A 20,872-nucleotide genomic window follows, 5' to 3' on the forward strand; every position below is an offset into this window, starting at 1 on the left:
GTCATATGAAGGAGTTCAACCATGTCAGAACTTCATGCCGATGGACCGCTTCAACCTGGCGATCGCGCACCGAACATCGTGCTGGACGCCATCACACGCGATGGAACGATCGCGCTCCAGGATTTTCGCGGACATAGTCCGATATTGATCGGCTTGTTTCGAGGGCTGCACTGCCCGTTCTGTCGGCGCCATATCGCGGCACAGGCGCAACTCGACGCAGCCCTGCGCGACAAGGGCGTCGAAAGTCTCACGGTCGTGAACACGCCCATCGAGCGCGCGCGGCTTTACTTCCGCTATCATCCATTGCCCAATCTGCTCGCCGCGTCCGACCCCGAGCGGGTGTCGCACCGCGCGTTCGGTCTGCCCACTCTCGAGTTCACGGATAAGGAGACCGAGTGGCCGCGCAAGGTGGGTATGGACGTCGTCATGAGCATGCAGGTCGATATATCCGGCGAAACGCCGGGGTCGATGAATCGGTTGGCGGCTGCCGAGTACCTCAACAACAAGGACGGCTACGAGATGACGGAGGCCGACCAGCGGATGGCGGCAACCGGTCAGGGTCAGCTGTTCGGCCAGTTCCTGCTCGATCGTGAGGGAATTGTGCGTTGGAGCTTTACCGAGGTTCCTGACGGTGGCCAGCGCATGTTCGGGGCTCCGAGCCCTCAGGAATTGATGTCGGCCGCCTCGCAGGTGGCAAGCTAGGCATCGTCGCGTGGTGATTAACCCGCTACCTTCGGCCGTTTCTCGGCGAGCGCTGCCGCCATCGCCGAGATCAGCGGGCGCATGAAATAGTGGTCTTCCGCCGGTGCGATGTCCGTGCGCAGGCCATGCGCGGCGAGCTCCCCTGACACCGCAGGGCCCACCGACGCAATCAGCGTCCGCTCCAATCCGGCGCGCAGCTTGGCCTCGCTGCCATGCGCCTTCGCGGCCTCGATCAGGCGGCGGACCTGGCCGAGATTGGTCAGCGCGAGGGCATCGATTCGTCCCGCGGCCATGTCGTCGATCGCCGCGACGATGTTGGCATCGGCTGCCCTGGAATCGTAGGCATAGGGCAGCACGGTATCGACTGCGGCGCCTTGCGCGGTGAGCGCGCCGGTCAGCGCGCTATGGTCCTTGTCCGGATAGAGCTGCAGGCCGAGGCGCCGGCCGCGAAGGTCGAGCTTACCCAGCATCTCGATGACGCCTTCGGTGGTCGGTTTCTCGGTGGTCTGCTGCGCCTCCAGACCGACCTCGCAGAGCGCCTTGCCGGGCTTTGGGCCGCGGGTGAATTTCCGCGCCTTGGCGAGCACCGCGACAAGGTCAGCGTCGACCCCGCGGGCGCGGGCGAGCTTCATGATCCTCCGCAGGCCTTCGCCGGTCATCAACACGAGGTCGTCAAGCGGCTTCTCAATGGCGCGGCGGATCCAGGCCTCGACCGGGGCCGGATCCGGCGCATCGTGGATGGTGAACATCGGGCATTGCACGACCTCGGCGCCTTGCTCGGCCAGCAGCTTGGAAAACTGCGCTTCCTCGCGCGTTTCCAGGATCAGGATGCGGTAGCCGTTCAGGCGGTCGGCCATGGGGATGCTCCGGTGAGAATTCGCAATCGTCCGTTCATCCTGACTCCGCGCATTATGTTGAAGCAAGTCTTGTTGAGGCAGTCTTGGGATTGGCGCAAGGGCGGGGTCGGTGCTAGAGCAGGGCGCAAATCGCGGATCGTTCCGCTGCACAAACCTTCATCAAGAGCCAAGCCTGTTCATCAACATGCCCAATCATCAATATGTTCTGACCTTGTCCTGTCCGGATCGGCCCGGCATCGTCTCGGCGGTGTCGACGTTCCTCGCTCACAATGGACAGAACATTCTCGACGCCCAGCAGTTCGACGACATCGAGACCAAGAACTTCTTCATGCGGGTGGTGTTCACCGCGGCCGATCTTGCCGTGGAACTGTCGGCGCTGCAGACCGGCTTTGCGGCGATCGCCGAGCGGTTCGGCATGGAATGGCAGATGCGCGACCGTGCCGCGCATCGCAAGGTGATGCTGCTGGTGTCGAAGTCCGACCACTGCCTGGTCGACATCCTCTATCGCTGGCGTACCGGCGAGTTGCCGATGACGCTGACTGCTATCGTCTCCAACCATCCGCGCGAGGTCTATGCCGGGCTCGATTTCGGCGGCATTCCGTTCCACCACCTGCCGGTCACCAAGGAGACCAAGCGCGAGCAGGAAGCGCAGATCATGGACCTTGTCGGCAAGACGAAGACCGATCTCGTCGTGCTCGCTCGCTACATGCAGATCCTGTCAGATGATCTGTCGGCGAAGCTTTCGGGACGCTGCATCAACATCCATCACTCGTTCCTGCCGGGCTTCAAGGGCGCAAAACCCTATCACCAGGCCCATGAGCGCGGCGTCAAGCTGATCGGCGCCACGGCGCATTACGTCACGCGCGATCTCGACGAAGGCCCGATCATCGACCAGGACGTCGAGCGCATCAGTCATCGCGACACTCCGGAAGATCTCGTCCGCAAGGGCCGCGACATCGAACGCCGCGTGCTCGCCCGCGCGATCCGCTACCATCTCGACGACCGCGTCATTCTCAACGGCCGCAAGACCGTGGTGTTCGTGGATTAGCGAATGGGGAGTGGCGAGTTGCGAATGGATGAGAGCATATTCGCCACTTCCTATTCGCCCTTCAGCGCACCGCGCCGGCTGACGTGGTACCCGTCGCGCCCTTCTGCGCCTGCTCTTCCTTCTCGCGATCCGCCGCCGGCAGCAGCCGCTTGCGTTCGCGTTCTTTCATGTAGGCATCGTATTGCGGCGTGCCCGGTCGCGGCGGGGCGTCGGCCGGCAGGCCGCCGGCCCATTGCGGGACGTAGTCGCCCATGCCGGCGGAGAGCTTCTCGTTGACCGTCCCGCAGCCGGACAGTCCCGCAGCGATCACAGCGAGGGCGAGGGCGGAACGAAAAGTCTTGGACATTGTGTGGGCGCGCACGCATTCGGTCATTGGACGCCGGCTCGGGCCGGCAGGACGAAGACTAGCCTTCAACAAGGTAAAATAGACTTATTCGAGATAGGTAATTTGTTACCGAGTTGCGGCCGGCCAGAGCGCACAGATGTCCGAATCCTGCAAGCGAAAGACGAAATCCTCCATCCCCGCGATCCCTGCCGTTTCTAGACTGCGATGCGAGGCTCGCGACAACATGGCGTGGTTGGTGGCGGGGGTTTTCGTTGACAAGTCCATTTTATTTGTACATTCGTACAAATGAGGGTGCGCCGGCGAGTTACCGGGTAACCCCAATGTAACCCACTGCGCCACTTTCGGTCGGTAGGTCATCGGAATGCGCCGCTTGCGCCGAACGGTCGCCAAACGTCCGATTGACAAGAAGGGCGCGAAAGACGCCCATGTGGCCTGCGATGATTGCTCGCGCGTGGGCTAAGTTTGAGGCAAGGGCCGGGTACTCGGTCCAGGGCACAAGAGTCAGGAATGAAGGGGAGGGACATTTGATGTTCGAACGCAAGACTTTTTCGCGGGCTGCAGCAGCGGCCGCCATCGCAAGCCTTGCGGCCGTCGCGCCCGCCAAGGCCGAGGACAGCGTCAAGGTCGGCCTGATCCTGCCGATGACCGGCGGCCAGGCCTCGACCGGCAAGCAGATCGAGAACGCGATCAAGCTTTACATGCAGCAGAAGGGCGACACCGTCGCCGGCAAGAAGATTGAGATCATCCTCAAGGACGATGCCGCGATCCCGGATAAGACCAAGACCGCCGCGCAGGAGCTGATCGTCAACGACAAGGTCAACTTCATTGCCGGCTTCGGCGTGACGCCGGCCGCGCTCGCGGCCGCGCCGCTGGCAACCCAAGCCAAGATCCCGGAAGTCGTGATGGCGGCCGGCACCTCCATCATCACCGAGCGCTCGCCCTACATCGTGCGCACCAGCTTCACGCTGGCGCAGTCCTCGACCATCATCGGCGACTGGGCGGTAAAAAACGGCATCAAGAAGGTGGCGACGCTGACCTCGGATTATGCGCCGGGCAATGACGCGCTCAACTTCTTCAAGCAGCACTTCACCGCGGGCGGCGGCGAGGTCGTCGAAGAAGTCAAGACGCCGCTCGCCAATCCCGACTTCGCACCGTTCCTGCAGCGTATGAAGGACGCCAAGCCCGACGCGATCTTCGTGTTCGTGCCGGCCGGCCAGGGCGGCAACTTCATGAAGCAATATGCCGAGCGTGGCCTGGACAAGGCCGGCATCAAGGTGATCGGACCGGGCGACGTCACCGACGACGACCTGCTCAACAACATGGGCGACGCCGTGCTCGGCACGGTCACCGCGCATCTCTACTCCGCGGCGCACCCCTCGCAGATGAACAAGGATTTCGTCGCCGCCTACAAGAAGGCGTTCGGCAACCGTCCGGGCTTCATGGCGGTGAGCGGCTATGACGGCATCCACCTGATCTACGAAGCGCTGAAGAAGACGGGCGGTGACACCGACGGCACCAAGCTGGTCGAAGCCATGAAGGGTCAGAAGTGGGAGAGCCCGCGCGGCCCGATCTCGATCGATCCCGAGACTCGTGACATCGTGCAAAACATCTACATCCGCAAGGTCGAGAAGGTCGACGGCGAGCTCTACAATGTCGAGTTCGCAACCTTCGAGGCGGTCAAGGATCTCGGCAAGACCAAGAAGTGACGCGCGAAAGCGCGTCATCCCGGAGCGCGCTTAGCGCGAATCCGGGATCTCGCCAGCCGCTCCGCGTCATGCCCGGGCTTGTCCCGGGCATTCACGCAAAGCCCAGATAAGAACGTGGATGGCCGGGACGAGCCCGGCCATGACGGACAACGCAAGCTGAGACGATGACCTCAATCCTCACCAACCTGTTCGATGGCGTTGCCTACGGCATGCTGCTGTTCGTACTCGCCTGCGGGCTTGCGGTCACGCTCGGCCTGATGAACTTCGTCAACCTCGCGCACGGCGCCTTCGCCATGGCCGGTGGCTATGTCTGCATGGTGCTGGTCAACCGAATGGGCTGGCCGTTCTTTGCCGCACTGCCGCTCGCTTTCGTCTCCTCGGCCGCGATCGGCATCGCGCTCGAGCAGATGCTTTACCGCCACCTCTATGCGCGCAGCCATCTCGATCAGGTGCTGTTCACCATCGGCCTGACCTTCATGTCGGTCGCCGCCGTCGACTACATCCAGGGATCATCCCGGGTGTTCATCAATCTGCCGGCGGCGCTTCAGGGACAGTTCGACCTGTTCGGCGTCGGCATCGGCCGCTACCGCCTGATGATCATCGTGATCTGCGGCCTGCTCACCATTGGTCTACAGATGGTGCTGGCCAAGACCCGCTTCGGCAGCCGCCTGCGCGCCGCCGTCGACGATCCCCGCGCCGCGAGCGGCCTCGGCATCAACGTGCCGCAGGTGTTCGCCTTCACCTTTGCCTTTGGTTGTGGGCTCGCCGGTCTCGGCGGCGCGCTGAGCGCGGAGATCCTCGGCCTCGATCCGTACTTCCCGCTGAAGTTCATGATCTACTTCCTGATCGTGGTCACCGTCGGCGGCTCCTCCTCGATAACAGGCCCGTTCCTGGCCTCGCTCCTGCTCGGCATCGGCGACGTCGCCGGCAAATATTACGTGCCGAAGATGGGCCCCTTCGTGATCTACACCATGATGATCGTGATCCTGATCTGGCGACCGAACGGCCTGTTCGGCCGCACGGCCGCGCGTTGAGTTTGCCGATGAACGCTGCTTCCGACGTCGGATATCACGCCCAGCGCCAGGCGCGCTGGCACTACGGCGAAGTTGTTTTCTGGCTGATCGTGCCGGCCTGCGGCTTCGCCTTTCCCACGCGCTATTTGATCATGACCGACATCCTTCGGCTCGCGTTGTTCACGATGTCGCTCGATCTCATCCTCGGCTATGCCGGCATCGTCTCGCTCGGCCACGCCGCCTTCTTCGGCGTCGGCGCCTATGCGGCGGGACTTCTCGCGCTTCATGGCATCATCAACGAGCCCGTGCTCGCGCTGATCGTCGCAGGCCTGGCCGCGATGGTGCTCGGCTTTGCCACCAGCTTCCTTGTGATCCGCGGCGTCGACCTCACGCGGTTGATGGTGACGCTCGGCATCGCGCTGCTGCTGGAAGCGCTCGCCGAGCGCTTCTCCAACATCACCGGTGGCACCGACGGCCTGCAGGGCATCGAGATGCAGGCGATCTTCGGCGTGATCCCGTTCGACATGTTCGGCAGGACCGGCTTCTTCTATTCGCTGACTGTCCTGTTCCTGCTGTTCCTGTTCGCCCGCCGCGTGGTGCATTCGCCGTTCGGCCTGTCGCTGCGCGCGATCAAGAACAACCCGCTGCGCGCCGCGGCGATCGGCATTCCCGTTAACCGCCGCCTGATCGCCATCTACACGCTGGCGGCCTTCTATGCCGGCATCGCGGGCGCGCTGTTCACCCAGACCACGGCGATCGCCTCGCTCGACGTCTTCGCCTTCGAGCGTTCGGCCGATCTGATGCTGGTGCTCGTCATCGGCGGCACCGGCTATCTCTATGGCGGGCTAATCGGCGCGGTGGTGTTCCGCATGCTCCAAGAGCTGTTTTCCACCATCACCCCGCAGTACTGGCAGTTCTGGATCGGCCTCGTGCTGGTCGTGATCGTGCTGGTCGGCCGCCAGCGCCTGCACCGCTGGGTGCTGTACGTGCCGAACCTGGTCATCAGGCAGGTTGCGGGACGCAAGGCCATCGTCGCCGTGCCGGAGAGCGATTCATGACCATCGCGCTCGAAACCCAGAATCTCGAAAAGCAGTTTGGCGGCTTGCGCGTCACCCGCGATCTGTCCTTGAGGATCGAGCAGGGGGCCCGCCACGCGCTGATCGGCCCGAACGGCGCCGGCAAGACCACGGTCATCAACCAGCTCACCGGGGTGCTCAAGCCGAATTCGGGCCGCATCCTGCTCGAAGGCCAGGACATCACCGATCTGCCCGTGCACAAGCGCGTGCTGCGCGGCCTGTCGCGCACCTTCCAGATCAACCAGCTCTATCCCGACCTGACCCCGCTCGAAACCATCGGCCTTGCCGTCTCCGAACGTCTTGGCCATGGCGGCGATTGGTGGCGGCGAATGGGCACGCGCAGCGACGTCAACGGCGAGATTGCCGATCTGCTCTCGCGGTTCCATCTGCTCGACGTCATGAACGAGCAGACGGTGACGCTGCCTTACGGCAAGCAGCGCCTGCTCGAGATCGCGGTCGCGATCGCGGCCAAGCCGCGCGTGCTGTTGCTCGATGAACCCGCCGCCGGCGTGCCCGAGAGCGAACGCCACGACATCCTCGCCGTGGTCGGCGCGCTGCCGCGCGACGTCACCGTGCTCTTGATCGAGCACGACATGGACCTCGTCTTCTCCTTTGCCGACCGCATCTCGGTGCTGGTCTCCGGCGCGCTGCTGACCGAAGGTCCGCCCGAGCAGGTCGCGCGCGATCCGCAGGTCAAGGCGGTCTATCTCGGCGAGGAGGCGGTCAATGTCTGACCTGCTCGCGATCGAGGCATTGCGCGCCGGTTATGGCGAAGCGGTGGTGCTGCCCAACATGTCCTTGCGCCTCGCCGAGGGGCAGGTGCTGGCCCTGCTCGGCCGCAACGGCACGGGCAAGACCACGCTGATCAACTCCATCGTCGGCGTCACCCGCCGCTTCTCTGGCTCCATTGCGCTTGCCGAGACCGATGTCACCTTGCTTCGGCCCGACCAGCGCGCCCGCGCCGGCATCGGCTGGGTGCCGCAGGAGCGCAACATCTTCCGCTCGCTCACGGTCGAGGAGAACATGACCGCGGTGGCTCAGCCGGGCCCGTGGACGGTCGAGAAGGTCTACGAGATGTTCCCGCGGCTGAAGGAGCGGCGGAGCAATTTCGGCAACCAGCTCTCCGGCGGCGAGCAGCAGATGCTGGCGATCGGCCGCGCGCTCACCCTCAACCCGAAAGTGCTCCTCCTGGACGAGCCGACCGAGGGCCTTGCCCCCATCATCGTCGAGGAGCTCTTGAAGGCGATCGGGACCATCACCCGGGCGGGCGGCATCTGCTCGATCATCGTCGAGCAGAATGCCCAAAAGATTCTGGGGCTGGCCGACCGCGTTGTGATATTGGAGCGCGGAACGATCGTCCACGACGCCCCGAGCGCCGCGCTGAAGGCCCACCCCTCGGTCCTGGAGCGTCATCTCGGCGTCGCCGGGGCGGCGGCCCATTAAGAATAATCCGGGAGTAACACATGCAGCGAACCAAAGCCCCCTTCCGCGCCGACGAGGTCGGCAGCCTCCTGCGTCCGGCCAAGATCAAGGAAGCCCGCACCCGGCTCGAGAAGGGCGAGATCTCGGCCGCTGATCTGCGCAAGATCGAGGACATGGAGATCGAGAAGGTCGTGCACAAGCAGGCCTCGATCGGGCTCAAGCTCGCGACCGATGGCGAATTCCGCCGCTCCTGGTGGCATTTCGACTTCCTGGCCAAGCTCACCGGCTGCGAGCTGTTTCACCCCGACACCGGCATCCAGTTCGCGGGCGTGCAGACCCGTCACGACGCGGTGCGCGTGATCGGCAAGCTCGACTTTCCCGACAACCACCCGATGCTCGACCACTTCCGTTTCCTGAAAAAGGTCGCCGATCAGGCCCACGTCACCGCCAAGATGACGATTCCGTCGCCCGCTGTGTTGCACTTCCGCGGCGGCCGCAAGTCGATCTCCAAGGACGTCTATCCCGATCTCGACGCCTTCTACGAGGATCTCGGCAGGACCTATCGCAAGGCGGTGAAGGCATTCTACGACGCCGGCTGCCGTTATCTCCAGTTCGACGACACCGTGTGGGCCTATCTCTGCTCGCAGGAGGAATTGCAGAAGGCCCGCGAGCGCGGCGACAATCCGGACGGCCTGCAGCAGATCTATGCGCGCATCATCAACTACGCGTTGGCCGAGAAGCCTGCCGACATGGTGGTGACGACCCATGTCTGCCGCGGCAATTTCCGCTCGACCTGGATTTCTTCGGGCGGCTATGAGCCCGTGGCCGAAACCATGCTCGCCGGCACCAATTACGACGGCTACTTCCTCGAATACGATTCTGACCGTGCCGGCGGCTTCGAGCCGCTGCGCTTCCTGCCCAAGGGCAACAAGGTCGTCGTGGTCGGCGTCATCACCTCGAAGTTCGGTGAGCTCGAGAAGAAGGACGACATCAAGCGCCGCCTGGAGGAGGCCTCAAAGTTCGCCCCGCTGGAGCAGCTCGCGCTCTCCCCGCAATGCGGTTTCGCTTCGACGGAAGAGGGCAATATCCTCTCCGAGGAAGAGCAGTGGGCCAAGCTCAGCCTCGCTGTCGAGATCGCGAAGGAAGTGTGGGGTAACTAAGCCTCGCACTGTCCGTTGCGTAGGTAGAGGCGAGGCCTCTCCACACACTCACTGTCATTCCCCGCGAAGGCGGGGAATCCAGTACACCGCGGCCTCTCGATAGGCCGCAGCCGTCACGGAGTACTGGATCGCCCGATCAAGTCGGGCGATGACACCGAGCATGTGACTGATAGCTCCGCGATCCTGACGTCACGACGCAAGGCCCATCTCACTTCTCCGCCAGGTAAACCTCGCCCAGCAGCGAGGAGTTCGACCACGGCACCTGCTTGTTCTTCGTGCTCGACACCACCTCGGCCCGCACCCGCGTCAGCATCTGCTGCACCTCCAGCCCCGGCGTGCCGATATGGCGGGACAACGCGGCGGAGAACGGCGAATTTGCGCCCTCGCCGTCGAGCGCGACCTGGCCCGGCGCGGTGGCGAACGCGATCAGCGTACCTGCCCCCAGTGTCGCGCCGCTACCGAGGCTCGTTGGAGCTGCGAGACCGGAGGCGCCTTCGATGCCGCGATTGGTGCCGGCTGCCGCGACCTGCTGCGCCATCGGATTGTTGCGGCAAGCATCGAAGATCAGGATGTTGGTGCGCACCTGGTCGTCGAGGCCGGCCATGATCGTGTCCATGTCGATCATCGCGTCCGTCATGTTTGCGCCCGGCTTGAGCGCGACGTCGACGGGGATGAGATAGTTGCGGCCGTCGACCTGGACGCCATGGCCGGCATAATAGACCACCGCAACCTGCGCCCGGGCCGCCTCGCGCAGGAAGTCGCGCGTCATCTTCTGCATCGCGGCGCGATCGAGGTCGATGCCCTCCGACACCGTGAAGCCGATGTCGCGCAGGCTCCTGGCGACGGAACGTGCGTCGTTGGCCGGATTGGGCAGCGCTTTGACATGCGCATAGGCGCCGTTGCCGATGATCAGCGCCATGCGCGCGCCGCGAGCGGCCGGAGCGGGCGAGGCGGCTGGTGTCGCGCCGGTCTGCTGCGGGGAAGGAGCAGTCGCCGGCGGCGTTGTGGGTGAGGGCGCATCGCGCGGGATCGGCGCGCTCGCGTCCGTCACCAAAGACAGCCGCACCTTCGCGGTGGCCTGGTTGGCTTTGCTGCCGGCGTCGGACGCCATGATCGCCAGCGTCGCATTATAGTCCTCGCGGGCGCGTGCGTAATCGCCCTTGGCCTCGTAGGCCAGCGCGCGATTTGTGTAGCCGGAAATCAGCACGCTGTTCGGCGGCGTCATGATATTGGCCGGCGGCTTTTCCTTGGCGAGCCGGATCGCCTCGCTGCCATCGGCGATGGCACGATCGAGATCGCCCTTGGCGCGCCAGATCGCGGTGCGGTTGATCAGCGGCTGCGGCAGCGAAGGATCAAGCCGGATCGCCTGGTTGATGTCGGCGAGCGCACCGTCGAGCTCGCCGAGCGCCTGTTTCGAGATGCCGCGATTCTGGAACGAGAATGCCGATTTCGGATCGGCCTTGATCGCCATGTCGTAGTCGGCAATGGCCTTGGCGTAGTCGTGCTTGCCGCGCCAGGCGTTGCCGCGATTGTGGAAGATGGTGCCGCTGGGCGGTCCGAGCTTCAGTGCGTCGTCGAAATCATTGATCGCGATCTCGTAGTCGCCCTTGTCGTAATAGGCCGATCCCCTGAGATTGTAGGCCGCCTGGCTCGGCTGCAGCCGGATCGCTTCGGTGGCATCGGCGATGACCTTCGAATAGTCGCCCTTCTTGTTCCAGCCCACCGCGCGCCAGAAATGGATCGTCGCAAGCTGCTCGCCCCGAAATACCTTCAACGCGATGATCTTGTTGCAGGCATCGATCATCTTGTCCGCCGAGGTCGTGTCGGTGGTGCAGAGCGGCCCAAGCTGGTTGCGCGCCTGCGCCGCCGCGGGCGCGGACCACAGAATTGCGGCGAGCAGGCTGAGCGCGACGAGCAGGCGGCGCATGGCGAAAATCCCCATCCAGCGAAGAGCGCTTGTTTGTTGCTCAGGCTGGTGCGGGGGTTCATGGCCCGGTGGTGGTGGGAACGGACGGGAAATGTCTTGAGCCAGTATTCCCTTGGTGGGCAGATTTTGCTAAGAGGCGTGGGCCCAATCGTTCTGCCCACCGCATCCCACTTATGAAAAACGACGAAATCCTGAGCCAGATCACGGAGTTCTGCCGCAAGGCGGACATGGCGGAATCGACGTTCGGCCGGCGGGCGGTGAACGATGGGAAGCTGGTGCATCGTCTGCGCGAGGGCAAGCGCATCACCATCGACACGCTGGAGCGGATCCAGACCTATATGGCGGCGTCGATGGCCGGCGGTGTGCCGCCGCCGCGGGGACTTCAGGTGCCGCCCGAAAAGCGCGACCCGCGCGGCAATTTCCGCTTCTTCGAGAATCGTCAGAAATACCTGCTGTTCGTGCACACCTGCAGCGAAAAGCGGGTGATCGCGGACAGGGTCGCGCTGGAGCTCGCCTCGATCCATCCGCGCCCACCGGCGCTGCGCCTGTTCGACGCCGGTGTCGGCGACGGCACGGTGCTGGCGCGGGTGCTGCGCGCAACGCACCAGCGCTATCCTCACATGCCGTTCTACGTCGCCGGCAAGGAGCTCAGTCTGGAGGATCTGCGCCTGACGCTGGAGAAGGTGCCGGACCGCATTTTCGAGCACCCGGCGTCGGTGTTCGTCTTCACCAACATGTTCTATTCGGAGGCGCCCTGGCTCACGCCGGCATCGCCCGCGGCGGCGGCTGCGACGGTCTGGCACGAGGTCCCGCTGCGGGGCGCCTCATCGGGCGAGTTCGAGCAGCAGATCGCCGAGCTCCGGCCATTCCTGGAGCAGAACTGGCGCGCCGCGATCAGCCCGCGCACGGCCATGCCGCTGTATGAACGGCCCGTCGTTCTGGTGCTGTATCGCGAGGATCACAGGTTCCTGCTGGATTCGACCATTCCGCGGCCGGGTCAGACCGAAGCCAATTTCGACCTCGTCATCGCGTCACAGCCGTACCGTGCCCTGTCCTCGGTCAACTTCCGGGCCAAGCGGATCATCGCACCTCTGGCGCGGGCGCTTCGCCCGGGCGGGCGGCTGATCGGAATCCACTCCCACGGCCAGGATCCGGGCATGGAAATGATCCAGGCGATCTGGCCTGGAGAAAATCCTTTCGCGGTGAGCCGTCATGAGCTATTGCGCGCCGTTAAGTATGAACTCGGATCGGTGGGCCGCGACTTAAATTTTAATGCATATGCGGATAACCGCTCGATCTTCAGGTATGATATGGAAGCGCTGCCCAACGAGGTGACCGGTACGATCGGAACCTCGACGGCCTTTGCAGCGTGGAATGCGGCGGTGTATGTCGCTCAGATTGAGGACGACCGATTGACAGAAATGACTCAAAACGGCCGCACTCTGGATGCCGCCAGGGACGTGCTGCGAAAGTACAATGGGCTCTGGTTTCTCGACGAATCCTACGTCATCTCGCGCCGGCGTGATTGACATCTCCATAGGTAAACATTGCAAACGCCCGCCGGCTTAGCGGCGGAACAAGGGGTTACTGATGCGCGCGTCCTATCTCTTCACCAGCGAGTCCGTGTCCGAGGGTCATCCGGACAAGGTCTGCGACCGCATTTCCGACGAGATCGTCGATCTGTTCTACCGCGAAGGGCCGAAGGCCGGCATCGACCCCTGGCAGATCCGCGCCGCCTGCGAGACGCTCGCAACCACCAACAAGGTGGTGATCGCCGGCGAGACGCGCGGTCCGAAGTCGGTGACCAACGAGCAGATCGAGGGCGTCGTCCGCGGCGCGATCAAGGACATCGGCTACGAGCAGGAAGGCTTCCACTGGAAGACCTGCGACGTCGAGATCCTGCTGCATCCGCAGTCGGCCGACATCGCCCAGGGCGTCGATGCGCTTCAGCCGGGCGAAGTCAAGGAAGAGGGCGCGGGCGACCAGGGCATCATGTTCGGTTATGCCACCAACGAGACGCCCGATCTGATGCCGGCGCCGATCTTCTATGCCCACAAGATCCTGCGCCTGATCTCCGAAGCCCGTCACTCCGGCAAGGAGAAGGTGCTCGGTCCGGACTCCAAGAGCCAGGTCACCGTGCAGTACGAGAACGGCAAGCCAGTCGGCGTGCGCGAGATCGTGGTTTCGCACCAGCATCTGATCGAGGACATCTCGTCCAAGCAGATTCGCGACATCGTGGAGCCCTATGTGCGCGAGGCGCTGCCGAAGGACTGGATCACGCCGAAGACGATCTGGCACATCAATCCGACCGGCAAGTTCTACATCGGCGGTCCCGATGGCGATACCGGCCTGACCGGCCGCAAGATCATCGTCGACACCTATGGTGGTGCGGCCCCGCATGGCGGCGGCGCGTTCTCCGGCAAGGATCCGACCAAGGTCGACCGTTCGGCGGCTTACGCCGCGCGCTACGTCGCCAAGAACATCGTCGCCGCCGGTCTTGCCGACCGCTGCACGCTGCAGCTCGCCTACGCGATCGGCGTGGCGCGTCCGCTTTCGATCTACATCGACACCCACGGCACCGGTAAGGTGCCGGAGGAGCAGCTCGAGAAGGCGGCGGCGCAGGCGATGGATCTGACGCCCCGCGGCATCCGCAGCCATCTCGACCTCAACCGTCCGATCTACGCGCGCACCTCGGCCTACGGCCATTTCGGCCGAACGCCCGACAATGAGGGCGGCTTCTCCTGGGAGAAGACCGATCTCGTCGAGCAGCTCAAGCGCGCGCTCTAATTCATTTGCGTCATTCCGGGGCGCCGCAACAGCGGCGACCCCGGAATCTCGAACTGCTGGATTCCAGGTTCGCGCGTTTCACGAGCGCCCCCGAATGACGAGCTAAACAAACAGGAACACCCAATGAACGCGAAGCCCGGCTTCACCGATTACATCGTCAAGGACATTTCGCTCGCCGATTTCGGCCGCAAGGAGCTCTCGCTCGCCGAGACCGAGATGCCCGGCCTGATGGCCACCCGCGAGGAGTATGGCCCGAAGCAGCCGCTGAAGGGCGCGCGTATCGCCGGCTCGCTGCACATGACGATCCAGACCGGCGTGCTGATCGAGACCCTGGCGGCGCTCGGCGCCGACATTCGCTGGGTCTCCTGCAACATCTATTCGACGCAGGACCACGCTGCCGCCGCGATCGCGGCCGCCGGCATTCCCGTCTTCGCCGTCAAGGGCGAGACGCTCACCGAATATTGGGACTACACCGCAAAGCTGTTCGACTGGCACGGCGGCGGTCACCCGAACATGATCCTCGACGACGGCGGTGACGCCACCATGTACGTCCACCTCGGCCTGCGCGCCGAGAACGGCGACGCCGCCTTCCTCGACAAGCCCGGCTCCGAGGAAGAGGAAGTCTTCTTCGCGCTTCTGAAGAAGCAGCTCAAGGAGAAGCCGAAGGGCTACTTCGCCGGAATTGCCAAGAGCATCAAGGGCGTGTCCGAAGAGACCACCACGGGCGTGCATCGTCTCTACGACATGCAGAAGGCGGGCACGCTGCTGTGGCCGGCAATCAACGTCAACGACAGCGTCACCAAGTCGAAATTCGACAATCTCTATGGCTGCCGCGAATCGCTGGTGGACGGCATCCGCCGCGGCACCGACGTCATGCTGTCGGGTAAGGTCGCGATGGTCGCCGGCTTCGGCGACGTCGGCAAGGGCTCGGCCGCCTCGCTGCGCCAGGCCGGCTGCCGCGTCATGGTGTCGGAAGTCGATCCGATCTGCGCGCTGCAGGCCGCGATGGAAGGCTACGAGGTCGTGACCATGGAAGACGCCGCGCCCCGCGCCGACATCTTCGTCACCGCGACCGGCAACAAGGACATCATCACCATCGAGCACATGCGCGCGATGAAGGATCGCGCCATTGTCTGCAACATCGGCCACTTCGACAACGAGATCCAGATCGCCTCGCTGCGTAATCTGAAGTGGACCAACATCAAGCCGCAGGTCGACGAGATCGAATTCCCCGACAAGCACCGCATCATCATGCTGTCGGAGGGCCGCCTCGTGAACCTCGGCAACGCGATGGGCCATCCGTCCTTCGTGATGTCGGCGTCCTTCACCAACCAGACGCTGGCGCAGATCGAGCTGTTCGCCAACAACAAAGACGGCAAGTACGAGAAGAAGGTCTACGTTCTGCCCAAGACGCTCGACGAGAAGGTCGCCCGCCTGCACCTCGCCAAGATCGGCGTCAAGCTCACCGAGCTGCGCAAGGACCAGGCCGACTACATCGGCGTGAAGCAGGAAGGTCCGTACAAGAGCGACCACTACCGCTACTGATCGGCCGATCACATCGATCTTCGACGCGAAGCCCCGGAGCAATCCGGGGCTTCGCTATTTCGGCGCATGGAATTCAACTCGCTTTGCAGTTGCTGCACGGCTGATTGCCAATTGACGGCCAGCCGCACCGGGCGGACAATCCGCCCGGCGGAGGAAACCATGCAACAAGAACATTTCGACGTCCTCATCGTCGGAGCCGGGCTATCCGGCATCGGCGCGGGCTATCATTTGCAGACCAAGTGCCCGGGCAAAAGCTACGTCATCCTGGAGGGGCGCGACTGCATCGGCGGCACCTGGGACCTATTCCGCTATCCCGGCATCCGTTCCGACAGCGACATGTTCACGCTCGGCTATTCCTTCAAGCCGTGGACCGATCCGAAGGCGATCGCCGACGGGCCGCAGATCCTGAACTATGTGCGCGAGACCGCCAGCGAGAACGGCATCGACAAGCACATCCGCTTCCGCCATCGCGTCAAGCGCGCGGCGTGGTCGACGCCAGATGCGCGCTGGACCGTCGAGGTCGAGCGCATCACCGGCGAGGGCGCGACCGAGCTGGTGCGCTTCACCTGCAATTTCCTGTTCATGTGCTCGGGCTATTACAAATACGAGGCGGGCTACACGCCGGAGTTCAAGGGTGTGGCGGATTTCGCCGGCCGCATCGTCCATCCGCAGAAATGGACCGATGACATCGACTATGCGGGAAAACGCGTCGTCGTGATCGGCTCGGGCGCGACCGCGGTGACGCTGGTGCCGGAGCTCGCCAAGAAGGCGGCGCAGGTCACCATGCTGCAGCGTTCGCCGACCTATGTGGTGTCGCGGCCGGCGCAGGATCCCGTCGCCAACAAATTGCGCCGCAATCTGCCGGCGCGGTTGGCCTATCATTTGATCCGCTGGCGCAACGTGATGTGGGGGATGTTCTTCTTCCAGCTCAGCCGGCGCAGGCCGGACAAGGTGAAGAACCTGATCCTCGGTGGCGTGCGGATGGCGCTCGGCCCCGACTACGACGTCGCGACCCATTTCACGCCGCGCTACAATCCCTGGGATCAGCGGCTGTGCCTCGTGCCCGACGGCGACCTCTTCAAGGCGATCCGCGAGCAGCGCGCCAACGTCGTCACCAACGAGATCGATACGTTCACGCATGACGGCATCCGCCTGAAGGACGGCAGCGAGCTTGCGGCCGACATCATCGTGACGGCGACCGGCCTGGTGCTCCAGGTCGTCGGCGGCCTCGAGGTCAGTGTCGACGGCCACGCCGTCGATTTTGCCAAGACGCTGACCTACAAGGGCATGATGTATGCCGACGTGCCGAACATGGCCTCGGCCTTCGGCTACACCAACGCGTCCTGGACGCTGAAATGCGATCTCACCTGCGAATATGTCTGCCGGCTCATCAACTACATGGATCGGCACAATTTCCGGCAATGCAAGCCGCACAATGACGATCCTGAAATCACCGCGCAGCCCTCGCTCGATTTCACCTCGGGCTACGTGCAGCGCTCGGTCGCAAAGATGCCGAAGCAGGGTTCGAAGCGGCCGTGGCGGCTGTACCAGAACTACGCGCTCGACATCGTCTCGCTGCGTTTCGGCCGGATCGACGACGGCGTGATGCAGTATTCCTGATCCTGCTACGTAGGATACCGGAATGGCCTCGCGTTCGCTTGAGACGAATCGCGACTTGCGGTAGTATTTTTGCGCTGCAAGAAGTTTATTTCCGACAACGTCTGAGTTCCGCGTCGTTGCCGTCTTAAGGGGAGCGCGGGACATGTACGTCCTTGCCCTGGTCACGCAAAAAGGCGGAAGCGGCAAGAGTACGCTGTCCGTCGGACTGGCGGTGGCATCAATGCAGCGCGCGGAGCGTGTCGCTCTCATTGAGGCGGACGCTCAAGGTACGATCTCGAAATGGAAAGAGCGCCGCGAGAATCCCTATCCTCGCGTCGAGCGCGTTACCGATCCTGCCGAGATCGAACCGTTGATCGCGCGCCTGAGGGCCGAAGGCGTCTGGCTTGCCATCATCGACACAGCTGCCACGACCAACAGCCTGGCGATGCGCGTCATCGCCTGCGCCGATCTCTGCCTCATCCCGGCACGCCCGAGCCCGGCCGATATCGAAGCTGCAATCCCTACACTGATCGCCATTCGCAGGCTCAACCGCCGATTTGCCTTCATCCTCAATCAGACGCCGACGCGGGGGTGCCGGCTGAGCGAAGCTGCCACATCGCTAAGCTCGCTCGGCGTGCTTGCGCTCCCATTTATCGCGCAGCGTAACGATCACCAGGATGCGCTCGGAACAGGGTTGGGCGTGACGGAGTTCGCACCGGCGGGCAAAGCTTCGGACGAAATTGTCAGTTTGTGGGCCTGGATCGCGGCGCACTTGGCCGAGGAGTCGGACGATTATGGGAAAGGCGCGCTCAAAGCTGCCTGCTGACGTTGCACGCGCCGGGCGTCGCTCGCTGCTGGAACTGGCGGCGGAAGTGAGCCGTGCGGTCGACGAAGGCTTGGCCATGACGCCGGCTTCAGTCGCCGAAGCGGCCAGCGTCATCGTTGCAAGACCTGAAGCTCCGGGCAGTACCACCACTGATCTCATCGTGGACATGGCCAAGGAGTATCAAGCCCGCGCGTTGGACGGCATGAGCGCTACGCTCAACTACGCCAACGACCTCGCAAAGTCACGGCTGGCTGGTGTGACATCTGGGACCAACGGAACCGCCGTCGCGGAAAGCGATGGCATCGACGCCATTGGAACGGTAGCCGAGTGTCGCACCGTCGTGCTCGAGCTGATGAAGGTCAATGCGGGAGCGACCTTGGAGTATGCGCGGGAGCTAGGCCGTGCAAAAACGCTGGCGGAGTTGGTTGAGTTGTCGGGCACGCATGCGCGAAAGCAATGTGAGTTGGTCCTGAAGCAAACCGAGTTGCTGAGGTCGCTTGCTCAAAGCATGACAAAGCCCGGTGCCGGGTGATGCCGCTCGCCTGCCATCACGCGCTCAGGATCTGCGCCGAATGACCAGGGCGAGCCTGAGATCGATCGCCAGCGCAAGGACGACCGCGCCGCCACCGAGGCCGAACAGGACCAGATAGTCTCCGCCGGTCTGTGCGTAGATCCAGGAGAAGGCGTACGCTGCTGCGGCCTGGAACAGCGCAAAGCTGGTAGTGACGTGGCTCCACGTCGCGCGCTGCTGTTCGCTCGAATGAGGCACGAGCTCGTGGATGCGTCCGAGCACCAACGGCACGATGCCAGGCGTGAAGCCGCCGGCCACCACGCTCGACACGATCATCGATAGCGGTGCGGTGCTGACGGTCGGGAGCAGCACGGCCGCCGCCTCGATCAGGAACGCCGCGCGCAGCGCCGGGCCGAACCCGGAGCGGTCGCCGAGATGGCCGGTGACGAGCGGGCCGACGATCGCGCCGAGGCCGTACAGCACCCAGTAGCGCGATCCCGCGGCAATGCCCTGGCCGAGCCCCCGCGCCACGAAATCCACGATGAAGACCATGTGCGGCACCAGCGCCACGGCGTTGAGACCGTACTGCACCAGCAGCGCACGGGCGGCCGGCGAGCTGCGAGGGTGCTTCGTGTGATGCGAAGGCGCAGCATCGGTCTTTGCTTCGGCAGGCCAGTTCCACCAGCTCGCGAGTGTGAGCACGGCCGAGAGTACGCCGAGGCCGTGCCAACTCTGCTGCAAACCCTGTTGCAGCAATAGCGGCACCAGCGTGCCCGATGCCGCGACGCCGAGGCCGACGCCGGCGAAGATCACGCCGCCGACGATGCCGCGCCTTGCGGGCGAGGTGTGCGGCAGAATGACGGAGGCCGCCAGCACCATGATGATGCCGCCAGTCAGTCCAGACAGGAAGCGCCAGGCGAAGAACCAGGTGAACGACACCGGGGCCGAGCTCGCAAAGAAGGAGAGGGTGGCGAGCAGCATCATCGCGCGCAGCGCGCGGACCGCGCCGATGCGGCTGGCGACGGCGCGTGCCGCGAGCGCGCCGGCGAGATAGCCGGCAAGGTTCGCAGCGCCGAGATAGACGACGTCGGATGCGCTGAACCATTTTGCGGCGATCAGGGCCGGGATCAGCGGCGTATAGGAGAAGCGGGCCAGGCCGAGTCCGACCAGCGATGCGGACAAGCCTGCTACGGCATATCGCCACGTTGCCTGCGATGTTGATCCCGGCCGCTGCTGCGGCCGGGTCTCGACGTGTCGCTTCGTATCTGCGTTGGTCATGTCATCCTCCTGCGCGCGACGGCGCGCGGATCATCCTGTCTGGGCGGCGCGGCGGCGCCTGAATTCCTGAACGGGCAAGCCGCCCCAGCCCCAATTGTCGGTGTCGACTTCCTCGATCACGACGAAGGTGGACTCGAGCGGCTTGCCGAGCACGTCGAGCAGAAGCTGGCTCGAACCCTTGATCAGCGCGGCCTTCTCCTCCGCCGTGAGCGACGCCGTACCCGGCGTCGTTCCCTCGCGGGTCACTTGAATGGTGACGATGGGCATTGTGCTTCTCCTCGGCTCAGTGGCCGGCACTCTGGCCGCCGTCGACATGCAGGATCTCGCCGGTGACGAAGGAGGCACGTTCGAGATAGAGTACGGCATCGACGATGTCGGACATCTCGCCCATGTGGCCCAGGGGATGCATCGCGCCGTACTGCGCATGCGTCGCGACGGGGTGCATCGGCGACTTGATGATGCCGGGCGCCACGGCATTCACGCGGATGCCGCGCCTGGCGTATTCGATCGCGAGCGACTTGGTCGCAGCGTTCAGCCCGCCCTTGCTCAGCGAGGCCAGCACCGAGGGCACGTTGGAATTCGCGTGGTCGACCAGCGTGGTCGTGATCTGGACGACGTGACCGGACCCCTGCTTCTCCATCTCGGCGATCGCGAGCTGTGTGATGTTGAAGAAGCCCGCGACATTGGTGCCCATCACTGCCGCGTAATCCTCGGCCGTGTACTGGGTGAACGGCTTGGCGACGAAGATGCCGGCATTGTTGACCAGCGTGTCGACCCGGCCGAAGCGGGCCACGGCCTGCGAGGCCACGCGCTCGGCGGTGGACCGGTCGGAGATGTCGCCGGGGACGGCGAGGACGTCGTCGTCACCCGACGGCTTGATGGAGCGCGCCGTGGCGACGACGCGATAGTTGCGATCACGAAAACCCTGGACCAGGGCGGCGCCGATACCCTGCGATGCACCGGTGATGATGGCGACCTTCTGCTCGATACCCATGACGGGCTCCTGTTGTTGGCTTGAGGACCTGCGCCAGCAGCGGCTGGCTTGCCCGCTGAGTTACGCTGCGGCGGC

At 64.0% G+C, this 20,872-nt stretch carries 20 protein-coding genes; 14 read left to right on the plus strand and 6 right to left on the minus strand.

Annotation, left to right across the window (positions count from 1 at the left end):
* Positions 1-21 precede the first annotated feature (21 nt).
* Positions 22-702 (plus strand): redoxin domain-containing protein, encoded by a 681-nt coding sequence (locus XH84_RS33835; protein ID WP_128918277.1) that lies wholly within the window; start codon positions 22-24, stop codon positions 700-702.
* Between the two features lie 17 nt (positions 703-719).
* Here XH84_RS33835 and XH84_RS33840 read toward each other — a convergent pair whose 3' ends face one another.
* A complete protein-coding gene (locus XH84_RS33840) occupies positions 720-1,559 on the minus strand; it encodes a uroporphyrinogen-III synthase (RefSeq protein WP_128918276.1) in 840 nt (279 codons plus the stop codon).
* Positions 1,560-1,743: 184 nt separating this feature from the next.
* Between XH84_RS33840 and purU the strand changes: the two genes are divergently transcribed.
* Positions 1,744-2,607 (plus strand): formyltetrahydrofolate deformylase, encoded by an 864-nt coding sequence (purU, locus tag XH84_RS33845; RefSeq protein WP_128918275.1) that lies wholly within the window; start codon positions 1,744-1,746, stop codon positions 2,605-2,607.
* Positions 2,608-2,668: 61 nt separating this feature from the next.
* Here purU and XH84_RS33850 read toward each other — a convergent pair whose 3' ends face one another.
* On the minus strand, positions 2,669-2,953 hold the full coding sequence (locus tag XH84_RS33850) for a hypothetical protein (protein ID WP_128918274.1): 285 nt from the start codon (positions 2,951-2,953) through the stop codon (positions 2,669-2,671).
* Between the two features lie 527 nt (positions 2,954-3,480).
* Between XH84_RS33850 and XH84_RS33855 the strand changes: the two genes are divergently transcribed.
* The 6 genes from XH84_RS33855 to XH84_RS33880 all read left to right on the plus strand — a co-directional run bounded on the left by XH84_RS33855 (position 3,481) and on the right by XH84_RS33880 (position 9,330).
* Positions 3,481-4,659 carry an ABC transporter substrate-binding protein gene (locus XH84_RS33855; protein WP_128918273.1) on the plus strand — a complete coding sequence of 393 codons (1,179 nt, stop codon included), beginning with the start codon at positions 3,481-3,483 and terminating at the stop codon, positions 4,657-4,659.
* A 164-nt stretch (positions 4,660-4,823) separates the two neighbouring features.
* Positions 4,824-5,693, plus strand: a complete 870-nt coding sequence (locus XH84_RS33860; RefSeq protein WP_128918272.1) for a branched-chain amino acid ABC transporter permease — start codon at positions 4,824-4,826, stop codon at positions 5,691-5,693.
* Positions 5,694-5,701: 8 nt separating this feature from the next.
* Positions 5,702-6,730 carry a branched-chain amino acid ABC transporter permease gene (locus XH84_RS33865; protein ID WP_128918271.1) on the plus strand — a complete coding sequence of 343 codons (1,029 nt, stop codon included), beginning with the start codon at positions 5,702-5,704 and terminating at the stop codon, positions 6,728-6,730.
* Complete coding sequence (locus XH84_RS33870; RefSeq protein ID WP_128918270.1) at positions 6,727-7,482, plus strand: ABC transporter ATP-binding protein; 756 nt, start codon at positions 6,727-6,729, stop codon at positions 7,480-7,482. The genes XH84_RS33865 and XH84_RS33870 overlap by 4 nt, the downstream gene beginning before the upstream one ends.
* Positions 7,475-8,191: an ABC transporter ATP-binding protein gene (locus tag XH84_RS33875; protein ID WP_128918269.1), complete on the plus strand. Its 717-nt coding sequence runs from the start codon at positions 7,475-7,477 to the stop codon at positions 8,189-8,191. The genes XH84_RS33870 and XH84_RS33875 overlap by 8 nt, the downstream gene beginning before the upstream one ends.
* A 20-nt stretch (positions 8,192-8,211) precedes the next feature.
* On the plus strand, positions 8,212-9,330 hold the full coding sequence (locus XH84_RS33880; protein ID WP_128918268.1) for a cobalamin-independent methionine synthase II family protein: 1,119 nt from the start codon (positions 8,212-8,214) through the stop codon (positions 9,328-9,330).
* 208 nt (positions 9,331-9,538) lie between these two features.
* Here XH84_RS33880 and XH84_RS33885 read toward each other — a convergent pair whose 3' ends face one another.
* A complete protein-coding gene (locus XH84_RS33885) occupies positions 9,539-11,257 on the minus strand; it encodes a caspase family protein (protein ID WP_128918267.1) in 1,719 nt (572 codons plus the stop codon).
* Between the two features lie 173 nt (positions 11,258-11,430).
* Between XH84_RS33885 and XH84_RS33890 the strand changes: the two genes are divergently transcribed.
* From XH84_RS33890 to XH84_RS33915, 6 genes are all read left to right on the plus strand, one after another.
* Positions 11,431-12,786, plus strand: coding sequence for a hypothetical protein (locus XH84_RS33890; RefSeq protein ID WP_128918292.1), 1,356 nt, complete (start codon positions 11,431-11,433; stop codon positions 12,784-12,786).
* Positions 12,787-12,847: 61 nt separating this feature from the next.
* Positions 12,848-14,044: a methionine adenosyltransferase gene (metK, locus tag XH84_RS33895; RefSeq protein ID WP_128918266.1), complete on the plus strand. Its 1,197-nt coding sequence runs from the start codon at positions 12,848-12,850 to the stop codon at positions 14,042-14,044.
* A 123-nt stretch (positions 14,045-14,167) separates the two neighbouring features.
* Positions 14,168-15,589, plus strand: coding sequence for an adenosylhomocysteinase (gene ahcY / locus XH84_RS33900; protein WP_128918265.1), 1,422 nt, complete (start codon positions 14,168-14,170; stop codon positions 15,587-15,589).
* A 159-nt stretch (positions 15,590-15,748) separates the two neighbouring features.
* Positions 15,749-17,209, plus strand: coding sequence for a flavin-containing monooxygenase (locus XH84_RS33905; protein ID WP_128918264.1), 1,461 nt, complete (start codon positions 15,749-15,751; stop codon positions 17,207-17,209).
* Positions 17,210-17,351: 142 nt separating this feature from the next.
* Complete coding sequence (locus tag XH84_RS33910) at positions 17,352-18,014, plus strand: ParA family protein (RefSeq protein WP_128918263.1); 663 nt, start codon at positions 17,352-17,354, stop codon at positions 18,012-18,014.
* Entirely contained in the window at positions 17,983-18,546 is a 564-nt protein-coding gene (locus XH84_RS33915) for a phasin family protein (protein ID WP_128918262.1), read from the plus strand. Before XH84_RS33910 ends, XH84_RS33915 begins: the two co-directional genes overlap by 32 nt.
* A 24-nt stretch (positions 18,547-18,570) precedes the next feature.
* Here the strand turns inward: XH84_RS33915 and XH84_RS33920 are convergent, their stop codons facing one another.
* Genes XH84_RS33920 through XH84_RS33930 form a run of 3 tightly spaced genes read right to left on the minus strand, consistent with a single transcriptional unit; the run spans position 18,571 to position 20,797 of the window.
* Positions 18,571-19,803: a YbfB/YjiJ family MFS transporter gene (locus tag XH84_RS33920; RefSeq protein ID WP_128918261.1), complete on the minus strand. Its 1,233-nt coding sequence runs from the start codon at positions 19,801-19,803 to the stop codon at positions 18,571-18,573.
* 30 nt (positions 19,804-19,833) lie between these two features.
* Complete coding sequence (locus XH84_RS33925) at positions 19,834-20,070, minus strand: tautomerase family protein (RefSeq protein WP_164936108.1); 237 nt, start codon at positions 20,068-20,070, stop codon at positions 19,834-19,836.
* Positions 20,071-20,086: 16 nt separating this feature from the next.
* Positions 20,087-20,797, minus strand: coding sequence for an SDR family NAD(P)-dependent oxidoreductase (locus XH84_RS33930; RefSeq protein WP_128918259.1), 711 nt, complete (start codon positions 20,795-20,797; stop codon positions 20,087-20,089).
* Between the last annotated feature and the right edge of the window lie 75 nt (positions 20,798-20,872).

The organism is Bradyrhizobium nanningense (assembly GCF_004114535.1).
GTDB classification, from domain to species: domain Bacteria; phylum Pseudomonadota; class Alphaproteobacteria; order Rhizobiales; family Xanthobacteraceae; genus Bradyrhizobium; species Bradyrhizobium nanningense.